This window comes from Oxalicibacterium sp. (assembly GCF_035565035.1).
GTDB lineage: Bacteria > Pseudomonadota > Gammaproteobacteria > Burkholderiales > Burkholderiaceae_D > Oxalicibacterium.
Window position 1 is genome coordinate 13,074 of sequence record NZ_DATMTD010000003.1, and the last position, 18,144, is coordinate 31,217.

Below are 18,144 nucleotides of genomic sequence, written 5' to 3' on the forward strand. Positions count from 1 at the left end.
CACTGCTTCTTCACAGGAGTTCCGCATGAAACAACAAGAAAAAAACGCATGTGTTTCAGAGGGTGAATTATTTCGCAAGATACTCGGCACGGAATGGCAAAAACTGCATCCGGATATTCGTACCCGATTTGTTAAGAATCCCGCACTTGGTAAACTTCTACAATACTCCGGCACCCTGCGCGAACTGACCTGCTCACGGATCGGCAAGCTGCTCGGTTTCATAACGATGCCGATGATCAAGGGTGCCTTGATTCCCTATTCCGACACACATTTCCGGTCGACATCGAGGTGTATTCCAAACCGGGCAGTCCCGCGATTTTCAAGCAGCGCATCTACCATCTGAATGGCCGAAAACCAATTCAGTTCACATCGTATATGCGTGAAAGCCGCAAAGGAGAGGTTCTGGAATATGTCGGCATGGGACTTGGCATGAAACTGCTGATATCGGTGGATGGCAGCGATCTTCACTTCGCCAGCTATGGATATTTCTGGGAAATTTTTGGGATACGCATTCCCTTGCTCGGCATTTTCACGCCAGGAAAAACCTTCCTCTGGCATCGCAATGACAATCCTGATGAGTTCAACATTCGCATAGAAATCAAGCATGCATTGTTTGGCACTACTTTTACACAAGCCGGTACTTTTCAAGATGTTGGCGAACGCATCAAATCGACAAAAGAAATTTTAGAGAAAGAAATACAGATCGTATGAATACGCATCTACTCGCATTGCAATTGATGGCTGCACAGGGATTACTTGGCGCATTCGATACCTTGTATCACCATGAGTTGACCGAGGCATTACCTCAACGATCTAGTGCGCGCCGGGAACTGGCAATCCACGCAACGCGTGCAACCATTTATAGCCTGTTGTTTATCGGCCTCTCTGCATGGCAATGGCACGGAATATGGACAGCAGTCTTGATGATTGTGTTCGCAGTTGAAATTGTATTGACGTTGTGGGATTTCGTCATTGAGGACCGGACACGTCTGCTACCTGCCAGCGAACGCATCACGCACACGATCCTTGCAATCAATGGTGGTGCGTTTATCACTTTATTGGCAATCAATACGCCGACATGGTGGTCGCAGCCAGCCGGTCTGGTATGGACGCCCTATGGATTTCTCAGTATTTTTCTTTTCCTGTGTGGTGTTGGCGTCGGCCTTTCAGGTATTCGCGATGCATTTGCATCAAAGAAAATCTCTCGCAATGATGCGCTTGAACAAAGCACACCAAAAATTCATTTCAGCGATCGCCGCCAGAACGTTCTCGTTACTGGCGCAACCGGATTCATTGGCCAGAATTTGATTCGTGCATTGCTGGCCAATAATCATCACGTCACGATCTTGACTCGTCACCCCAAACAGACGGCATGGTTGTTTGATGGAAAAGTACAATGTGTAGAACACATGAAATATCTACTCTCTAGCGATCGCTTCGATGTCATTGTCAATCTCGCGGGTGCAAGAATATTAGGTTGGCGTTGGACATCTGCGCGCAAAAATGTGTTGCGCAACAGTCGCATCGAATTGACCCAAACAATCATCGATTGGATTGCACGTTCCGAAGTCAAACCGTCACTAATGCTTACTGCATCCGCAATCGGTTATTACGGTATTCAAGCCAAAAACGATAATGCCCCGCTCAGCGAAAGCAGCCCGCCACAATCCATCTTCATGTCAACGCTGTGTCAGGAATGGGAATCGACCGCCGCCAAGGCAGAACAATATGGTGTGCATGTCATTCGGATGCGTTTTGGACTTGTGCTCGGTCATCAAGGTGCGCTGCCGATGATGATGTTGCCAATCAAGCTTGGGATAGGTGGGCGATTAGGTAGAGGAAGTCAGTGGTTCTCATGGATACACGTACAGGATCTGATTCGCGGTATTGCACACCTTTGGCAACTGCATGAGTCCGGCCAACCACAACCATTGGCCGACGCATTTAATTTCACGTCTTCCCAGACGGTTACACAAAAAGAGTTCAACCAGATTTCAGCAAAGACTCTTCATCGTCCGAATTGGTTGCCAACTCCTGGCATATTGATACGTCTGATTTTGGGAGAGCAAGCAGATCTTCTTCTGGAGGGGCAGCGTGTCATTCCAATGAAATTGAATGCGACTGGATTTTCATTCAATTATCCGGATCTGCAATCAGCATTAAAAAGTCTGATTTAAAAACCGATTACTTGATACGCTGTTTTTCCAGCTTGCGCGCCAGCGTGCGGCGATGCATGCCGAGACGACGTGCCGCTTCCGAAATATTGAAATCGGTTTCCGCCAGCACGGCGTGAATGCGCTCCCATTCCAGCGTCTTGATCGACGTTGAACGGTTGGTCACCTCGACATCCGCATTGCCGGCCACATGGCCGAAGGCGGCTTCGATGTCATCGGTATTCGACGGCTTTGCCAGATACTGGCAGGCGCCAAGCTTGATTGCTTCGACCGCGGTATTGATGCTGGCAAAACCGGTCAGTACGACGATCAGCATGTCGGGATTGTGCTGATGCAGCATCTGCACGCAGGCCAGGCCGGATGTGTTGCCGTTCAGTTTGAGATCGACCACCGCATAGCCGGGCGAATGTTGTTCAAGTAGCGTAGCGACTTCATCCAGACTTGCCGCATGCAGCACGCGATACTCGCGCCGCTCGAAAGAGCGAACCAGTGTGCGAGCGAAAGCGGCATCATCCTCGATGATCAGCAACAGGCGTTCATTCTCCATGTTCGTCATCCTCTTCAATCGCAATCGTTGCAAGCGGCAACGTGATTTTTACCAATGCTCCGCCCTCTTCGCGATTCGTTGCAGTGACAGTGCCGCCAAGCGTGCGCGCGACATTGAGCGACAGGAACAGACCGAGTCCGCTACCTGGGCGTCCCTTCGTCGATTGATACGGCTTGCCGAATTGCGACAGCATCGACTGCGCAAAACCCGGGCCAGCATCCCTGACCGTCAGCGTCAGCGAATCGGCTTCGCATTCTGCCTCCATCGACAGCCATTGCGGCGATGCTTCGAGTGCGTTGTCGAGCACGTTGCAGATCATCTGTTTCAATGCAGAGTCGAACACGACGGGCATGTCGCGTTCAATGCGATTGTCGTAGTCGAAAGAAATCACCGGCCTGCTGGCACGCCATTCTTCCGTCAGATCATTGAGGAAGGTATTGATCGTGGTCTTCACCGACGATTCGCCGCGCGCCTCACCGGCCGACAGCAGAATCCCGCTGACGATGGATTTGCAGCGCAGCACCTGCGTCTGCATCTCGCCGATCTCTTCGCGCAGTTCGGCGTTGTTGGCAAATTCCGGCATGCGCCGCCAGTCACCGAGAATCACCGACAGCGTCGACAACGGCGTTCCCAGTTCATGTGCGGCGCCCGACGCCAGCAAACCCATGCGCACGATATGCTCTTCTTCCGTCGCGCGTTGCTGAAGATTTGCCAGTTGCGCATAACCGGTACGCAGATTGCGGCTGATGCGCGTGACGAAGAACACCACCAAGGCCGCATTGATCGCAAAACACAGCAGCGTTCCCTGCACGTAAAGACTGAAATAGCTGTCGCTTTGAGCGTGCGACAACACCAGCGGATCGGAAAATTTCGACAGGCCGGCGAGACAGAGACTCGTAATGGCGACGATGGTCCAGGTCGACCAGGCCTCCAGCAAGACCGCACTGAGAATGACCTGCAGCAGATAGAGGAATGCAAAGGGATTCGTCGTGCCGCCACTAAGGTAGAGCTGGATCGTCAGGCTGGCAACATCGATCAGCAATGCGAGGAAAACTTCGTTGTTGGTAACGACGCGGCGTTCGTGCCAGCGCAACTGGCTGCCGATGTTGAAAGCGATCAGGCAAACCAGCACTTCCAGCATGTGACGCACTGGAAGATTGATGCCGTAGACCATTGTGACGACAGCAATCGTCGTGATCTGACCGATCACGGCAATCCAGCGGAGCTGGATCAATTGCTGCATGTTCTTGTGGCCTGCCGCGGTTTCACCGTGCGCGGCGTTCCACCGTGTTGTCACTTCAGTCGCTGGAATGTCGGTTGTGACTGCCATCTTCGGTTTTCCGGTCTGTCCCATTTGCGCGACGTCTTGCATCACGCATTACCCAAAAAGCGGCACCTGCCACCATCAAGGCTAGAGCATACCAAGTAAGTGCATAAACCAGATGGCTATTGTGAAACGCGATGACCGTCAGCCCGCCGACCGGGCGCACGGTTGATCCCGGTACAACAACCTCACTACCCGCATCCGCGTCGACAAAATAAGGCGCGACCGATTGCAGCTTGCGTGCCGCGGCAATGGCTTGCACGTCGCGCGAATACCAGCGCTCGGCAGTTGGATCGTTGTGACGCAGGAAGCCGCCGCCTGGTTCGCTGATGCGCAGCAAGCCGGTGATCGATACTTCCGGCGAACTTGAGGATGGATTTTCTGCGGAGATATCCGTTGTCGGCAGAATGAAGCCGCGGTTGATCAACACGATACTGCCATCGCGCATGCGCATCGGCGTCAGCAGCCAGTAACCGCTACCGAGATCGGTTACGGCCTGCACTCTTGCGGAAAATTCGGGGAGAAGGGTTCCCGTCAGACGAACGTGCCGGTATTCATCGGATGCTGCAGTCACCTGCGGCCAGAGATCGGGGCCGGGAACCGGCACCGGTGCGGCATGCACGCGTTGTTCAACACGTTCGATCAGCGCCAGTTTCCATTGCAGGCGATAAACCTGCCAGGTTCCCAGTGCAATGAAGCCGGCAAAAAAAACCAGGGCGACAACAGCCAGGCCAACTTTTACAGCAGAGGAACGCGAGTGGTCGGCTTCTGCTGAAACCGTACCGCCCTCACGTTCCCGGCCTATCACGGCATGTCGCTCATCTGATGTGACGGGCTGCTGCCCGACGGCATGTGCATTTCATGCGTCGGATCGGACATCATGCCCGGCATCATGTTGTGGTTCAGGTGATACATGACCCAGATCGAACCGGCCAGCATGATGACCACGACGACGATCGTGAAGACCATGGCCAGCATCGACCAGCCGCCTTCCACTTTCGTGTTCATGTGGAGGAAGTAGATCATGTGGACGACCACCTGCACCGCAGCGAAACCGAGAATGACGATCGCCATCGTGCTCGATTTGTCGATGACCTTGCCCATCACCAGCCAGAATGGAATCGCGGTCAGGATGACGGACAGTACGAAACCGATTGCATAGCTTTTCAGCGAACCATGATTGGCGTGGTCGTCATGACCGTGATGGCCGTGTGCATGATCGGCGTGAGTGTGAGGCGCGCTCATGGCAGGACTCCCATCAGATAGACAAAGGTGAAGACGCCGATCCAGATCACGTCCAGGAAGTGCCAGAACATCGACAGGCACATCAGGCGACGATGGTTTTCCTGAATCAGGCCGTGACGCTTCAACTGGAACAGCAACGTGACGAGCCAGACGATACCGAAGGTGACGTGCAGACCGTGCGTCGCAACCAGTGCGAAGAACGAGGTCAGGAACGCGCTGCGCTGCGGACCGGCACCTTCATGGATCAGGTGATGGAATTCGTACAGTTCCAGTCCCAGGAAGGCCAGACCGAACAGACCGGTGATGACCAGCCAGACCATCGTGCTCTTCAGGTTGTTGCGTTGCGATTCGAGCATCGCGAAGCCGTACGTGATCGACGACAGCAGCAGGAAGGCAGTGTTGATTGCCACCAGCGACAGGTCGAACAATTCGGCACCGGTCGGGCCGCCGGCATAATTGCGTCCCAGCACCGCGTAGGCGGCGAAGAGGCAGGCAAACACCAGGCAATCGCTCATCAGGTACAACCAGAAACCCAGCAGGGTTCCCTGTTCCGGATGATGCTCGTGCACATAGAAACGTGCGCTCGGGTCAGCGCTCATGGCGCCGGCGGAATGTGCAGTAATTTCAGACATGGCTTTCCAGCATACGAGTGCGAAGATCTTCGGTGCGAATGACGTCTTCGACCGGGATGTAGTAATCGCGTTTGTAATTAAAGGTATGGATGATGATTGACGCCAGCATCACGAGGAAACCGGCAGCGGCCACCAGCCACATTTGCCAGATCAGTGCAAAGCCGACACCCGCGCTCATTGCAGCGATGATGAAACCGGCTGCCGTGTTCTTCGGCATGTGGATCGCGGTAAAGCCTTCTTTCGGACGCTTGTAACCCTGCTTCTTCATGTCGGCCCAGGTATCGGCTTCATACACTTTCGGCGTGAACGCGAAGTTGTAATCAGGCGGCGGCGATGACGTCGACCATTCCAGCGTACGGCCATCCCACGGATCGCCGGTCACGTCGCGCAACTTGTCGCGGCGCAGGAAGCTGACACCGAACTGGATGATCATCGAGGCGATACCGCCTGCGATCAGCACCGCACCGACGGCAGCGATCTGGAACCAGATCTGCAGCGACGGATCGTCGAAGTGGCTCATGCGGCGCGTCACACCCATCAGGCCGAGTACGTACAACGGCATGAAGGCGAGATAGAAACCAACAACCCAGCACCAGAACGAGCACTTGCCCCAGAACACGTCGAGCTTGAAGCCGAAGGCTTTCGGGAACCAGTAGTTGATCGCGGCGAACACGCCGAACACCACGCCGCCGATGATCACGTTATGGAAGTGCGCAATCAGGAACAGCGAGTTGTGCAGCACGAAGTCGGCTGGTGGAACCGCCAGCAGCACGCCGGTCATGCCGCCGATCACGAAGGTGATCATGAACGCGATGGTCCACATCATCGGCAGTTCGAAACGGATACGACCGCGGTACATCGTAAACAGCCAGTTGAAGATCTTCGCGCCGGTCGGGATCGAGATGATCATCGTCGTAATGCCGAAGAACGAGTTGACGCTCGCTCCCGAACCCATCGTGAAGAAGTGATGCAACCAGACCAGGTACGACAGGATCGTGATGACGACGGTTGCGTACACCATCGACGTGTAACCGAACAGGCGCTTGGCCGAGAACGTCGACACAACTTCCGAGAACACACCGAACAACGGCAGGATCAGGATGTATACCTCAGGGTGACCCCAGATCCAGATCAGGTTCACGTACATCATGGCGTTACCGCCGAGATCGTTGGTGAAGAAGTTGGTATCCAGCACACGATCCAGCGACAGCATCGCGAGAACGGCGGTCAGAACCGGGAACGCAGCAACGATCAGCACGTTGGTGCACAGCGAGGTCCAGGTGAACACCGGCATCTTCATCAGATCCATGCCAGGGGCACGCATCTTGACGATCGTCACGATCAGGTTGACGCCGGACAGCAAGGTACCGACACCGGCAATCTGCAATGACCAGATGTAGTAATCGACGCCGACGTCCGGGCTGTGCAGGATGCCGGAAAGCGGCGGATATGCCAGCCAGCCGGTCTTTGCAAATTCACCGACGAACAGCGACACCATCACCAGCATTGCACCGAAAGTCGTCATCCAGAAACTGAAGTTGTTCAGGAACGGGAACGCCACGTCGCGCGCACCGATCTGCAGCGGCACCACGTAGTTCATCAGACCGGTCACCAGCGGCATCGCGACGAAGAAAATCATGATCACGCCGTGCGCAGTGAAGATCTGGTCGTAGTGATGCGGCGGCAGGAAGCCGGCGTTGTCACCGAAAGCGATCGCCTGCTGCGCACGCATCATCAGCGCGTCGGCAAAGCCGCGCAGCAGCATGACAAGACCGAGGATCATGTACATGATGCCGATTTTCTTGTGGTCGATGCTGGTGATCCAGTCGCGCCACAGCGGGCCCCAAAGGCGGAACTTGGTAAGCAGCGCGAGAACTGCAACACCGCCAACCGCAACACCGAGGAAGGTGAAGATCAGAATGGGTTCATGGAGTGGAATCGCCTCCCAGCTCAGGCGACCGAAGATGAGCTTCGTCAGATCAGTTTGCATCGTTGTTCTTCAATGAATTGGAAGACGTGCACAGTTGCGCATCGATTTGAGCGATACGTGGTGCGGCCTTGTTATCGAGGAAATTGCGTGCCTCGGCATCGATCTTGATACGGTTTGCGTCGTCGGACATCATCTTGTCCATGCAAACGGTACCTTCCGCTACGCAGCGATTCACGATTGCCTTGTACAGGTCGGAAGCAACCGTACCGTAATAGGTTATCGGTTCACGTTCGCTCGGTTTTTCCAGCTCCGTGTAGATCGCGCGATCCAGGGTACCGCCGTTCGTCCTGGTTTCACTGACCCAGCGATCGAAGTCGGCGACATCCATGCCGTGATACTTGAAGCGCATGTGCGAGAAGCCTGCACCGCTGTAGTTGGCCGAGAAACCTTCGGATTCGACTGCCTTGTTGATGACGGCGTTCAACGTTGTTTCCATGCCCGGCATCGCGTAAATCTGGCCGGCCAGTTCAGGAATGTAGAACGAGTTCATGACTGAAGAAGCCGTGATCTTGAAGCGCACCGGCACGTCGACCGGCATTGCCAGTTCGTTCACCGTTGCAATGCCTTGTTCCGGATAGATGAACAGCCACTTCCAGTCAAGTGCAACGACCTGGATCGTCAGCGGTTCTGCCGCAGAAGAAATCGGACGGTTTTCATCGATGCGATCAAGCGGACGATATGGATCGAGCTTGTGGGTGCTGACCCATGTAACCAGGCCGAGCACGATGATGATCAGCAGCGGAGCGCCCCAGATCACCAGTTCAAGCTTGGTGGAGTGGTCCCAGTCCGGCTCATATTTAGCCGATGTATTGTTTTTCCTGTAGCGCCATGCAAAGATGACTACCAGGGCGATGACGGGAACAATGATCAGCAGCATCAGCAACGTGGAAATCACGATGAGGTCTGCCTGCTGAGCGGCAATATCGCCGGATGGATTCATTACCACCGTGTCGCATCCTGCAAGCAATGCAAGTAGTGGCAAGAGTAACAATCCGCGACGAGTTATCAGAGAAATCATGCGGGCGCATTAACAGAGGTTGAAGGATCGTGCTACTGTAACGTCAATGACGTGTTTTGCCGATTGGACGTTTTGTCCTACCCCGGCCGAATCCGTTGAGCAGCAACGGATTCGACGCGTTGATCATAAAAAGATTGGAGGCGAATACCATGGCTACTACCTATGATGCAGGACATCCTGCCGATAACGCACCACATTCAATCGGCGACGGTCTCCGGAACATCAATGCCCGAGACACACATATCGCCCCAGGTGAAATCGCCATTGGCGTCGTTATCGGACGCACTTCCGAGTATTTCGACTTTTTCGTCTACGCCATCGCATCCGTGCTGGTGTTTCCGTCAGTCTTCTTCCCGTTTGCCGACAAGCTGGAAGGCACGCTGTACGCATTTACCATCTTTGCCTTCGCGTTCATTGCGCGACCGATAGGTACCGTTATCTTCATGACAATCCAGGAACGTTTCAGCCGGGAAGCAAAGCTGACCCTGGCATTGTTCCTGCTGGGCGGCTCCACCGCCGGCATTGCCTTCCTGCCGTCCTATTCCCATATGGGTGTGGCGGCCATCGTCATGTTGTCGGTGCTGCGTATCGGTCAGGGCCTCGCACTTGGCGGATCGTGGGACGGGCTTCCTTCGTTGCTGGCGCTGAACGCCCCTAAAAACAAGCGCGGCTGGTACGCGATGCTCGGCCAGCTTGGCGCCCCGACCGGGTTCATCATTGCGGCCGGCCTGTTTTCGTATCTGTTGCTGGCGCTGTCGAAGGAAGATTTCCTCGACTGGGGCTGGCGTTATCCGTTCTATGTGGCTTTCGCCATCAACGTGGTCGCACTGTTTGCCCGTCTGCGCCTGATTTCGACGCCAGAATACACCCATTTACTGGATGAACGCGAACTGCAGCCGACCAACGTTGTGGAGATGACAAAATCGCAAGGCCGCAACCTGATCATCGGTGCGCTCGCCGCGCTAGCCAGTTATGCGTTGTTCCATGTGGTAACGGTATTCCCGCTGTCGTGGATCAACCTGTATTCGACGCGGTCGCTGAGCCACTTTCTCGTCATTCAGATGATGGGAGCAGGACTGGCAATGGCCGGTATCGTCCTGTCCGGACTGATTGCCGACCGCTTCGGTCGCCGCACCACGCTCGGCACGCTGGCCGCAGCGATTGCGGTATTCAGCGGCTTCGTGCCGACCTTGATGGACGGTGGCGATCTGGGTCAGAACATTTTCATCCTGGTCGGCTTCGCGTTGCTGGGCCTGTCCTACGGTCAGGCTGCGGGCGCAGTGTCCGCCAACTTCCCGGCTCGCTTCCGCTATACCGGCGCGGCGCTCACCTCCGATCTAGCATGGCTGGTCGGTGCCGGTTTTGCGCCGCTGGTCGCACTGGGACTGTCGGCACACTTCGGTCTAGGCTACGTCAGCCTCTACCTGCTGTCGGGCGCGGTCGGCTCACTGGCGGCACTGAGCCTGAACCGGGCACTGGAAATTCGCAACTAATAGATAACAGTAGTAACAACAGTAGAAACTTCCAATAAGTAAGGGCGTTGCAGCAATAACTGCAACGCCCTTTTCTTTTAATGTTTCTACGTTACTTGATCGATCGAATCGGTCACTTGCCTTTTGCCACGCCTGCCTTCAGCTCGATCACCGCATAACCCAGCACGGCCAACGCCAGCGGAATCAGATAATAAATGGCGCGGTACATCAACAAGGCGGCCAGCAATTCGCTGGACGGCATGCGATGCGAAAGCAGCGCGACAAAGACGGCCTCGATCACACCCAGGCCCGCAGGCACGTGCACGATCAGACTGGCAACGACGGTAATCAGGAATACGCACAAGACATCGGTGAATGCGATTTCGCGCTCAAGCAGCAGATAAATTACACTCGCAATGAGCAGCCAGTTCGCGCAGGACATCAGAAGCTGCAGCAGCGCGAAACGCAATCTTTGTATCGTCAGTACATGTCCGCGGACTACCAGGCGCCGCTCGCTGAAAAAGATGCACATCACCAGATAAGCCACGACGGTCGCAAGCAATATCCCGCCCAGCACATGCAGGCCGAGACTGTCGATCTTCCATTGCGGAGGCATTTGCAACGGACTCCACAAAAAGATGAAGCCGGCCACCGCCAGATAACCAAGCCAGTTGGTAAAGATGCTGGTGCCGATGATGCGCGCAATCGCATCCGCATTCAGCCCGTGCCGCGAATACAGCCGATAGCGCATGACCGCCGCGCCGATCAATGAACCCAGATTGAGATTGAACGCATAACTGATAAAAGTGATGCCGGCCACCTCACGCCATCGCAACGCATGCCGCGTCAGATGACGGCCAAGCAGATCGAAACTGCTGTACAAGGCGTAACTGGCGGCTGCCGGAATGGCGGCCAGCCACAAACTCTGCAACGGTCGTTTGCGCACGGCGTCGAACACGTCGCCCCATTGAATTGCACGTGCCTGCGTTACAAGCAGGTAGGCAACCAGCACAAAAAAAGCGGTCTTCGCCACGCGTACCAGCCACGGCCACCACGGCTGTGCTGTCAGACCCTTTCCCTTGCGCGGCCGAATGACGGCTTTGACGCGATCGATGGAGTTGGACGCGCCGCTCATCGGCATGCTTCCCCATCCATCTTTTCCAAATCGATATTCGGGAGCATCTCCTGTGCGGGCGTGACGCGCTGCTGGTGTGCCGGAAGCCAGCCGATCCATGCCGGGTAACGCCGCAGAAAATGAAACAGCACAAAGCTGCGCATCAGGCGCCACCAGCTCGATTCTTTCAGATCATGAATATCTATTTTCTTGCAGCTCTCATCCATCAGACGCTGCAGTTTTTCCGCCAGATGCGCGTTGAATCCGCGATCGCGAATCATCAGGTTCGCTTCCAGATTCAACGACAGACTCAGCGGATCGAGATTGCTGGAACCGACCGTCGCCCATTCGTCATCGACGATCGCGACCTTGCCGTGCAAAGGCCGATCACAGTACTCATAGATTTGCACACCCGCACTCAACAGATAGTGGTAAAGCATGCTGGCCGCGGTTTGCACGATCGGCATGTCTGGATTGCCTTGCAGGATCAGCGACACCTGTACACCCCGCCGCGACGCCTTGCGCAGGTCCTTGAGGAAGGCATAACCGGGAAAGAAATACGCGTTCGCAATCGTCACCCGCTGGCGTGCCAGACGAATCGCCATTCGATAATGCCGTTCGATGTCCGTGGTGTTGCGATCGTTATCGCGCCAGACGAAAGCGGCGAGCGCGTCGCCCGCCGTCGCAGACGATACCGGTGCCGCCGCCTGGCGACGAAACCAGCGGCGCCGCTCTTTTGTCTTCCGGACCGCTGCCAGTGCAAAGTTATGCATGTGCTCGACGATCGGCCCATGGACTTCAACTGAATAATCCTGCTTGGCTTCGGGTCCGAAGTCGGCCAGATGATCGGCGGAAAAATTGATGCCGCCGACAAACGCCACTTCTCCATCGATGACAATCAACTTGCGATGCAAACGGCGGAACAGACGCAAGCGATGAAAAATGCCCGGCGCCGGATCGAACACATGGACGCGCACACCGGCGGCGATCAAGGTAGAAAGAAATTCCTCGGACAAATCCGGCGAACCCCAGCCGTCGATCGTCATGTCCACCTGCACGCCACGTTGCGCGGCTTTCACCAGTGCTGCATGCAAACCGCGACCGACCTTGTCGTCGAACAGGATGAACGTTTCCAGCAGGACTTCGTTGCGCGCAGCGGCAATCGCCTCGAACACGCGCGGGAAAAATTCCTCGCCGTTTTCCAGCAGTTCAATGCTGTTGCCGCTGATCCATCGCTGCTTCAATCCGGTCTCCTGATGTTTTTCCGGAATTATCCGGAATCATCGTGTTGAATCTAATGGCAGGCCGATGAAATGTATGTGCGCTGAGTAACAATGACCGGCACCGGGATGGCTGAGCTCCCGGATTGAGCACTTATACAATCATATTGTTGCCGTACTGAATTTCACTCCTTCAGGCGTCGCGCGCAAGAATTGCGCCCGCCTGTTGCAGTGCATCGATTTCCGCTTGTGCATAACCGAGGTCCACCAGCACTTCATGCGTGTGTTCGCCCAGCATTGGCGGTGGGCGGTGCGACAAGCCGCTGCCGCCGGAAAAACGGATCGGCAATCCGATGCCGTTAACCTTGCCGGCGACAGGATGCTCGGTCTGCACCGTCATCCCGCGCGCAACCGTCTGCTCATGCGACAACGCTTCCGCAATTCCCAATACCGGTCCGGCGGGCAATCCGACGGCGTCGAACTCCTGCATCCATGCATCCGTGGTGCGCGTCACCAGTTTTTTGGTCAGCAGTTGCACCAGCGCTTCACGATTGGCCATGCGTCCTGCATTGTCGAGAAAACGCGGATCGGCGGCCAGCGACGGCATCTGCAATACATCCAGCAACCGTTCGTAATTGCTCTGGTTTGCCGCACCGATATTGATCCAGCCATCGCTGGTCGGAAACACCTGATAAGGCGCGCTGGTGGAATTGGCCGAACCCATCTTCGGCAGAATGGTGCCGTCGGCAAAATAATTGGCGGCGGGCCAGTACATCTGCTGCAGTCCCGCCTCGAACAACGAGGTATCGACAATCTGTCCGTGGCCGGTGCGCAGCTTGTTCGCATACGCGGCCGCAATGCCGAGCGCTGCGAGGATGCCGGCGTTGATATCAGCCACCGGCGAGCCGGCCTTGACCGGCGCACGCCCCTCTTCGCCGGTCATGCTCATCATCCCGCTCATGCCCTGTGCAATCAGATCGAAGCCGCCCTTGTCTGCATACGGGCCGGTGCGGCCGAAGCCTGAAATCGAACAGTAGATCAAGCCGGGATTCATTTCCTTCAACGCGTCGTAACCAAGACCGAATTTTTCCATCGTGCCGGCGCGATAGTTTTCGATGACGACATCGGCGTCCTTCAGCAATCGACGCAACACGTCGCGCCCGCCTTCGGTTTTCAGATTGAGGCCGATGCCGCGCTTGTTGCGATTGACGATCATGAAGGATGCCGACTCGCCACATTCCAGCAATGGGGCGAAGCGACGCGAATCGTCGCCATCCGGCGTCTTCTCCACCTTGATCACATCGGCGCCCATGTCGGCCAGCATCATGCCGCAGATGGGGCCGGACATGATATGCGCCAGCTCGATGACGCGCATGCCTTGCAAGGGTCCGCTCATGTCTTGTTCTCCGTTCGATTGTTTGCCGCTTGTCTGCGCTGAGCGCGCACCTGCCAAACCTGTCCAACCTGTCTACTCACCGCTCCAATTCGGCCGCTGTTTTTCCAGGAAGGCTTCGACGCCGATCTTGAAGTCGCGACTGCCGTAGCACAGACGAATCAGATCGCTGCCGTCGGGCAGTCCTGCCTGTGTGACACGACGTATCGCCTCTTTCGACACCTGCATCGTCACCGGCGCGTTGGCAGCCAGCTTCGCGCAGATTGTCGACGCGGCAGCATCGATCGCATCGGCTGCAACGACTTCGGTCACGTAACCTGCTGCATGCAGCTCATCTGCCTGCAGCGTTTCAGCCAGGAGCAACATGCGCTTGGCGCGACCGATACCGAATGCCGCTGTCACGCGTGCGATATTCGCCATCGACAGACAATTACCCAGCGTGCGTGCGATCGGCAGGCCGAAACGCGCGTTCGGTGTGGCAATGCGGAAATCGCAGGCCGTCGCAATCGCCAGACCGCCGCCGATTGCCCAGCCTTCGACGATCGCAACGGTCGGCATCGGCAACGCTTCGATCTGTCCGATGCGTTCATCGACAACGCGCTCGTACGCGACGCCGTCTTCGCCGGTACTGAAACTGCGGAACTGTTCGATGTCGGTGCCGGCCACGAATGCTTCGCCGCCCGCTCCGCGAAACGTGACGACGCGCACCGTGCGGTCGCTGCGCAGGCTTTCGCAAATCGCGCCCAGTTCCGTGTACATCGCCCAGGTCATCGCGTTGCGCGCCTGCGGCCGGTCGAACACGACGGATGCAATGCCGTCGTCGATCGAAAGATGCACACGCCCTGCTTCTGCCGCTCTCTTCTGTACTTGCTGCTCAATCATGGTGCCCCTCTTTGCATTAAGACCACTGCTGTTTGCTTTACGAATCGAACCGTTCGGCCGGTCACGCTTACCGGCTCAATCCACTGGCATCGATCTCCCAGACCGCTTCCACGGTTTCGCCACGGAAGCCGATGTACTGCCGATACAGATTGGCCGTCGGATCGCAATGTCCGGGAATCAGCAGCACCCTGTCGCCGAGGCGATCGCACCGATCGTCGCCAGCAATGTTCAGAATGCCGTGCTCGTCGTTGGCAGCGGTGTAGGTCAAATCGTCAGCGCCGCTGTCCGGCCTCACGATCGGCAAACCCGAATCCACCGCCACGCCCTTGAGTCCGACATCGCACACCGCCATGCCCTTTTTCGCCGTGCTCATGATCGTGGTGGCGATGAACAGGCTGTGCCTCGGAACGAAGCTGCCGGCCCACTCGTTCGAACCGTAAGCAGCGTCCATGAATATGTACGAGCCCGGTTGCAGTTCGGTAAACACGCCGCTCCTCACATCGAATTCAACCGTACCGGTTCCACCGCCGGTCACGACCGGGCAGGCGATGCCGCGCGCCTCCAGAAACTGCACATGCCGTGCCGCCAGTTCCGCCGAACGTCCCGCCGCGGCATGCCGCTCTTCCCATGTCGCCACATGCTGAATGCCGCCGTGATAGGCCTGCACGCCACCAAAACGCAAACCGCCGTAACGCGCCAGCCGGTCGGTCAACGTAACAAGCTCGTCGCTGGTCGATACGCCGCAACGGCCCTGACCGATATCGACTTCCGGCAAGACCGTGATTGCCACGCCGGCCTGCGTCGCTGCCATACCCAATGCGTCGATCTGCGCGATATGATCCACACAGACACTTAATCTGACATGGCGCGCCAGCTCAATCGCCATTGCGACTTTGTCGGCACCGACGAATTCATTACTAATATGAATGTCGCGTATTCCCTGCCGAACGAAGGGGTAAGCCTCACTGGGCTTCTGGCAGCAGATACCGACCGCACCGGCCGCAATCTGTGCAGCCGCAATGGCAGAGCATTTATGCGCTTTTGCATGCGGTCGCAACGCCACATCATGCGATCGGGCCAGTTTTGCCGTTTGCTCTATATTGAATTCAAAAGCATTCAGATCCAGCATCAGGGACGGCGTCCCGACCTGCCGCAACGAATCGCCGATGCGCGTCGCGGGTGGGACCTGGATGCCTGAATATTCCGCCATGAACGACTCCATCAAGAGGTAAGAACAATGCCGCGATCCCGTTTCGGACAAAAGAAAACCGCCATCCGATCGTTGATCGGGTACCGAAGATGACTTTCCGCTTCGACGATTGACATTTTTTTCAAAGTGTATATTGTATTCAATATTCTAAATGCTTTATTTGGAATAGCGGTAACGAAAATGTTTTTCATGAATGCGGATATGCGGAGCAACGGCACGCCAGATGCCATTTCGCCCGTCCGACGCCGACGCGGGATGCAGGCCGGGAGCCACGCATGCCGATGCCGCCGGTGGTCAAAGGATTTGCCCACACAAAAGGAGACAAGCATCATGCAGAAAAATCTTATCCGCCAGCCGATCAAGGTCGGCCTCTTCCTGACAACGATGTGCTGGGCATTAAGCGCAGCAGCCTGGGAGCCGACCAAACCGGTCGAACTGGTTGTGCCGTTCAGCGCCGGCGGAGCCTCCGACCAGATGGCACGCTCGATCCAGGGCATCATCGCCAAACACAATCTGATGAAGCAACCGATCATCGTGACGAACAAGGCCGGTGCCAGCGGAGCCGAAGGCCTGCTCGACATGAAAGCGTCGCCGGGCGATGCCAACAAGATCATCGTGACCTCGTCATCGCTGTATACAACACCGCTGACCACCAACCTGCCGTTCAACTGGCGCGACCTGACGCCGATCGCCGTGGTCGGCATGGACGCCTTCGTGCTGTGGACGAATACGCAGGCGGGCTACAAGACGCCAACCGACTACATCGATGCCGTCAAGAAAAAACCTGAAACCTTCAAGATGGGCGGCACCAGCTCCAAGCGTGAAGATCACATGATCACCACGATGATCGAGAAGAAGACCGGTGCCAAGTTCCTCTACATTCCCTATAAAGGCGGCGGCGAGGCAGCGACGCAATTGTCCGGAGGCCACATCGATTCCAACGTGAACAACCCTTCGGAATCCGTCTCGCAATGGCGTGCGGGCGAACACACTGCCCTGTGCGTGTTCGCGGAAAAACGCATCACCTACACGACCAAGGTGACGGCAACGCAATCCTGGGCCGACATCCCGACCTGCAAGGAAAAAGGTCTCGACGTCAGCTATGAAATGATCCGTATCTTCCTGCTGCCGGGCGGCGTGAAACCGGATCAGGCGCAGTTTTACGTCGACCTGCTGAAGAAGGTCACCGATACGCCGGAATGGAAAGCCTACCTGGAACGCAATGCACTGACGCCGGCGTTCATCACCGGCAGCGCATTGACGGATTTCCTGACCAAGGATGAAAAGCTGCATCGCACCATCATGCAAGACGCTGGCTTCCTCGCCACGAAGTAATTTCTTTTCACCCGGATGCGGCGCGTCTGCGGACGCGTCGCTTCGTACACCAGGAACGCGAACATGAATCATCCTGAACAATCCGCGGAAGAACACGCTTCCTCTTCATCTCCTGCAGTCATCACCGTCCGCTCCATGGAAATCATCGTGGCCATCGCACTCGCATTGGCATCGGCGACGACCATGTGGAGCAATTACCAGTTGGGCGCCGGCTGGAGTTCCTACGGCCCCGAGCCGGGCTATTTTCCGATGCGCCTGGGCGGCATCGTCATGATCGCCTGCTGCTTCGTCCTTTTTCACGCCTTCCGCGACAACGATCGCACACCGTTCCTGGAAGTCGAGCAGGCCAAGCTCGTTGCCGTGATCCTGCTGCCGCTGATCGTCTATGTTTTTGCAATCAAATGGCTGGGCATCTACGTATCGTCCGCGATCTTCATCGGCACCTTCATGTTTTTCCTTGGCAAATTCACGTGGTGGAAATCGATCGCCGTCAGTTCACTGACGATGCTCGCCTTCTTCTACATTTTCGAACTTCAGTTCCGCGTGCCGTTGCCAAAAGGTCCGCTGGAAAGCTGGCTGGGCTATTGA

The 18,144-nt window shown here is 56.3% G+C and carries 18 protein-coding genes; 6 read left to right on the plus strand and 12 right to left on the minus strand.

Annotated features, from left to right (window positions below; translation table 11 throughout):
- The first annotated feature begins 25 nt into the window (after nt 1–25).
- From VN114_RS00215 to VN114_RS00225, 3 genes are read left to right on the plus strand one after another with little or no spacing between them, the layout of a single operon-like run.
- Nucleotides 26–343: a hypothetical protein gene (locus tag VN114_RS00215; protein ID WP_325510791.1), complete on the plus strand. Its 318-nt coding sequence runs from the start codon at nt 26–28 to the stop codon at nt 341–343.
- Nucleotides 289–711, plus strand: coding sequence for a DUF4166 domain-containing protein (locus VN114_RS00220; RefSeq protein ID WP_325510793.1), 423 nt, complete (start codon nt 289–291; stop codon nt 709–711). The genes VN114_RS00215 and VN114_RS00220 overlap by 55 nt, the downstream gene beginning before the upstream one ends.
- Nucleotides 708–2,177 (plus strand): TIGR01777 family oxidoreductase, encoded by a 1,470-nt coding sequence (locus VN114_RS00225; RefSeq protein WP_325510795.1) that lies wholly within the window; start codon nt 708–710, stop codon nt 2,175–2,177. The genes VN114_RS00220 and VN114_RS00225 overlap by 4 nt, the downstream gene beginning before the upstream one ends.
- Before the next feature lie 7 nt (nt 2,178–2,184).
- Here VN114_RS00225 and VN114_RS00230 read toward each other — a convergent pair whose 3' ends face one another.
- Genes VN114_RS00230 through cyoA form a run of 7 tightly spaced genes read right to left on the minus strand, consistent with a single transcriptional unit; the run spans nt 2,185 to nt 8,930 of the window.
- Nucleotides 2,185–2,721, minus strand: coding sequence for a response regulator transcription factor (locus tag VN114_RS00230; RefSeq protein WP_325510797.1), 537 nt, complete (start codon nt 2,719–2,721; stop codon nt 2,185–2,187).
- Nucleotides 2,711–4,051: an ATP-binding protein gene (locus VN114_RS00235; RefSeq protein ID WP_325510799.1), complete on the minus strand. Its 1,341-nt coding sequence runs from the start codon at nt 4,049–4,051 to the stop codon at nt 2,711–2,713. Before VN114_RS00235 ends, VN114_RS00230 begins: the two co-directional genes overlap by 11 nt.
- Nucleotides 4,020–4,853, minus strand: a complete 834-nt coding sequence (locus VN114_RS00240) for an SURF1 family protein (protein WP_325510801.1) — start codon at nt 4,851–4,853, stop codon at nt 4,020–4,022. Before VN114_RS00240 ends, VN114_RS00235 begins: the two co-directional genes overlap by 32 nt.
- Complete coding sequence (gene cyoD, locus VN114_RS00245) at nt 4,850–5,290, minus strand: cytochrome o ubiquinol oxidase subunit IV (protein ID WP_325510803.1); 441 nt, start codon at nt 5,288–5,290, stop codon at nt 4,850–4,852. Before cyoD ends, VN114_RS00240 begins: the two co-directional genes overlap by 4 nt.
- Nucleotides 5,287–5,922, minus strand: coding sequence for a cytochrome o ubiquinol oxidase subunit III (gene cyoC / locus VN114_RS00250; protein ID WP_325510805.1), 636 nt, complete (start codon nt 5,920–5,922; stop codon nt 5,287–5,289). Before cyoC ends, cyoD begins: the two co-directional genes overlap by 4 nt.
- Nucleotides 5,915–7,912 carry a cytochrome o ubiquinol oxidase subunit I gene (gene cyoB / locus VN114_RS00255; protein WP_325510807.1) on the minus strand — a complete coding sequence of 666 codons (1,998 nt, stop codon included), beginning with the start codon at nt 7,910–7,912 and terminating at the stop codon, nt 5,915–5,917. Before cyoB ends, cyoC begins: the two co-directional genes overlap by 8 nt.
- Nucleotides 7,902–8,930 (minus strand): ubiquinol oxidase subunit II, encoded by a 1,029-nt coding sequence (gene cyoA, locus VN114_RS00260; protein ID WP_325510809.1) that lies wholly within the window; start codon nt 8,928–8,930, stop codon nt 7,902–7,904. The genes cyoB and cyoA overlap by 11 nt, the downstream gene beginning before the upstream one ends.
- A gap of 149 nt (nt 8,931–9,079) precedes the next feature.
- On the opposite strand from cyoA, the gene VN114_RS00265 reads away from it, so the two are divergent.
- Nucleotides 9,080–10,423 (plus strand): MFS transporter, encoded by a 1,344-nt coding sequence (locus tag VN114_RS00265; RefSeq protein WP_325510811.1) that lies wholly within the window; start codon nt 9,080–9,082, stop codon nt 10,421–10,423.
- A 112-nt stretch (nt 10,424–10,535) separates the two neighbouring features.
- Here the strand turns inward: VN114_RS00265 and VN114_RS00270 are convergent, their stop codons facing one another.
- The 5 genes from VN114_RS00270 to VN114_RS00290 all read right to left on the minus strand — a co-directional run bounded on the left by VN114_RS00270 (nt 10,536) and on the right by VN114_RS00290 (nt 16,233).
- Nucleotides 10,536–11,537 carry a lysylphosphatidylglycerol synthase domain-containing protein gene (locus tag VN114_RS00270; RefSeq protein ID WP_325510813.1) on the minus strand — a complete coding sequence of 334 codons (1,002 nt, stop codon included), beginning with the start codon at nt 11,535–11,537 and terminating at the stop codon, nt 10,536–10,538.
- Nucleotides 11,534–12,760, minus strand: coding sequence for a cardiolipin synthase ClsB (gene clsB / locus VN114_RS00275; RefSeq protein ID WP_325510815.1), 1,227 nt, complete (start codon nt 12,758–12,760; stop codon nt 11,534–11,536). The genes VN114_RS00270 and clsB overlap by 4 nt, the downstream gene beginning before the upstream one ends.
- A gap of 169 nt (nt 12,761–12,929) precedes the next feature.
- Nucleotides 12,930–14,132 (minus strand): CaiB/BaiF CoA-transferase family protein, encoded by a 1,203-nt coding sequence (locus VN114_RS00280; RefSeq protein ID WP_325510817.1) that lies wholly within the window; start codon nt 14,130–14,132, stop codon nt 12,930–12,932.
- Nucleotides 14,133–14,204: 72 nt separating this feature from the next.
- On the minus strand, nt 14,205–15,011 hold the full coding sequence (locus VN114_RS00285; RefSeq protein WP_325510819.1) for an enoyl-CoA hydratase/isomerase family protein: 807 nt from the start codon (nt 15,009–15,011) through the stop codon (nt 14,205–14,207).
- A 67-nt stretch (nt 15,012–15,078) separates the two neighbouring features.
- Nucleotides 15,079–16,233 carry a DSD1 family PLP-dependent enzyme gene (locus VN114_RS00290; protein WP_325510853.1) on the minus strand — a complete coding sequence of 385 codons (1,155 nt, stop codon included), beginning with the start codon at nt 16,231–16,233 and terminating at the stop codon, nt 15,079–15,081.
- Nucleotides 16,234–16,551: 318 nt separating this feature from the next.
- Here VN114_RS00290 and VN114_RS00295 point away from each other — a divergent pair, with 318 nt between their 5' ends.
- Nucleotides 16,552–17,556: a tripartite tricarboxylate transporter substrate binding protein gene (locus VN114_RS00295; protein WP_325510821.1), complete on the plus strand. Its 1,005-nt coding sequence runs from the start codon at nt 16,552–16,554 to the stop codon at nt 17,554–17,556.
- A 63-nt stretch (nt 17,557–17,619) separates the two neighbouring features.
- On the plus strand, nt 17,620–18,144 hold the full coding sequence (locus VN114_RS00300) for a tripartite tricarboxylate transporter TctB family protein (protein ID WP_325510823.1): 525 nt from the start codon (nt 17,620–17,622) through the stop codon (nt 18,142–18,144).

Coding starts and splice junctions, on each gene's coding strand:
- VN114_RS00215 (WP_325510791.1), top strand. CDS start 26: ATGAAACAACAAGAAAAAAACGCATGTGTTTCAGAGGGTGAATTATTT.
- VN114_RS00225 (WP_325510795.1), top strand. CDS start 708: ATGAATACGCATCTACTCGCATTGCAATTGATGGCTGCACAGGGATTA.
- VN114_RS00230 (WP_325510797.1), bottom strand. CDS start 2,721: ATGGAGAATGAACGCCTGTTGCTGATCATCGAGGATGATGCCGCTTTC.
- VN114_RS00235 (WP_325510799.1), bottom strand. CDS start 4,051: ATGGCAGTCACAACCGACATTCCAGCGACTGAAGTGACAACACGGTGG.
- cyoD (WP_325510803.1), bottom strand. CDS start 5,290: ATGAGCGCGCCTCACACTCACGCCGATCATGCACACGGCCATCACGGT.
- cyoC (WP_325510805.1), bottom strand. CDS start 5,922: ATGTCTGAAATTACTGCACATTCCGCCGGCGCCATGAGCGCTGACCCG.
- cyoB (WP_325510807.1), bottom strand. CDS start 7,912: ATGCAAACTGATCTGACGAAGCTCATCTTCGGTCGCCTGAGCTGGGAG.
- cyoA (WP_325510809.1), bottom strand. CDS start 8,930: ATGATTTCTCTGATAACTCGTCGCGGATTGTTACTCTTGCCACTACTT.
- VN114_RS00265 (WP_325510811.1), top strand. CDS start 9,080: ATGGCTACTACCTATGATGCAGGACATCCTGCCGATAACGCACCACAT.
- VN114_RS00270 (WP_325510813.1), bottom strand. CDS start 11,537: ATGAGCGGCGCGTCCAACTCCATCGATCGCGTCAAAGCCGTCATTCGG.
- VN114_RS00280 (WP_325510817.1), bottom strand. CDS start 14,132: ATGAGCGGACCCTTGCAAGGCATGCGCGTCATCGAGCTGGCGCATATC.
- VN114_RS00285 (WP_325510819.1), bottom strand. CDS start 15,011: ATGATTGAGCAGCAAGTACAGAAGAGAGCGGCAGAAGCAGGGCGTGTG.
- VN114_RS00290 (WP_325510853.1), bottom strand. CDS start 16,233: ATGGAGTCGTTCATGGCGGAATATTCAGGCATCCAGGTCCCACCCGCG.
- VN114_RS00295 (WP_325510821.1), top strand. CDS start 16,552: ATGCAGAAAAATCTTATCCGCCAGCCGATCAAGGTCGGCCTCTTCCTG.
- VN114_RS00300 (WP_325510823.1), top strand. CDS start 17,620: ATGAATCATCCTGAACAATCCGCGGAAGAACACGCTTCCTCTTCATCT.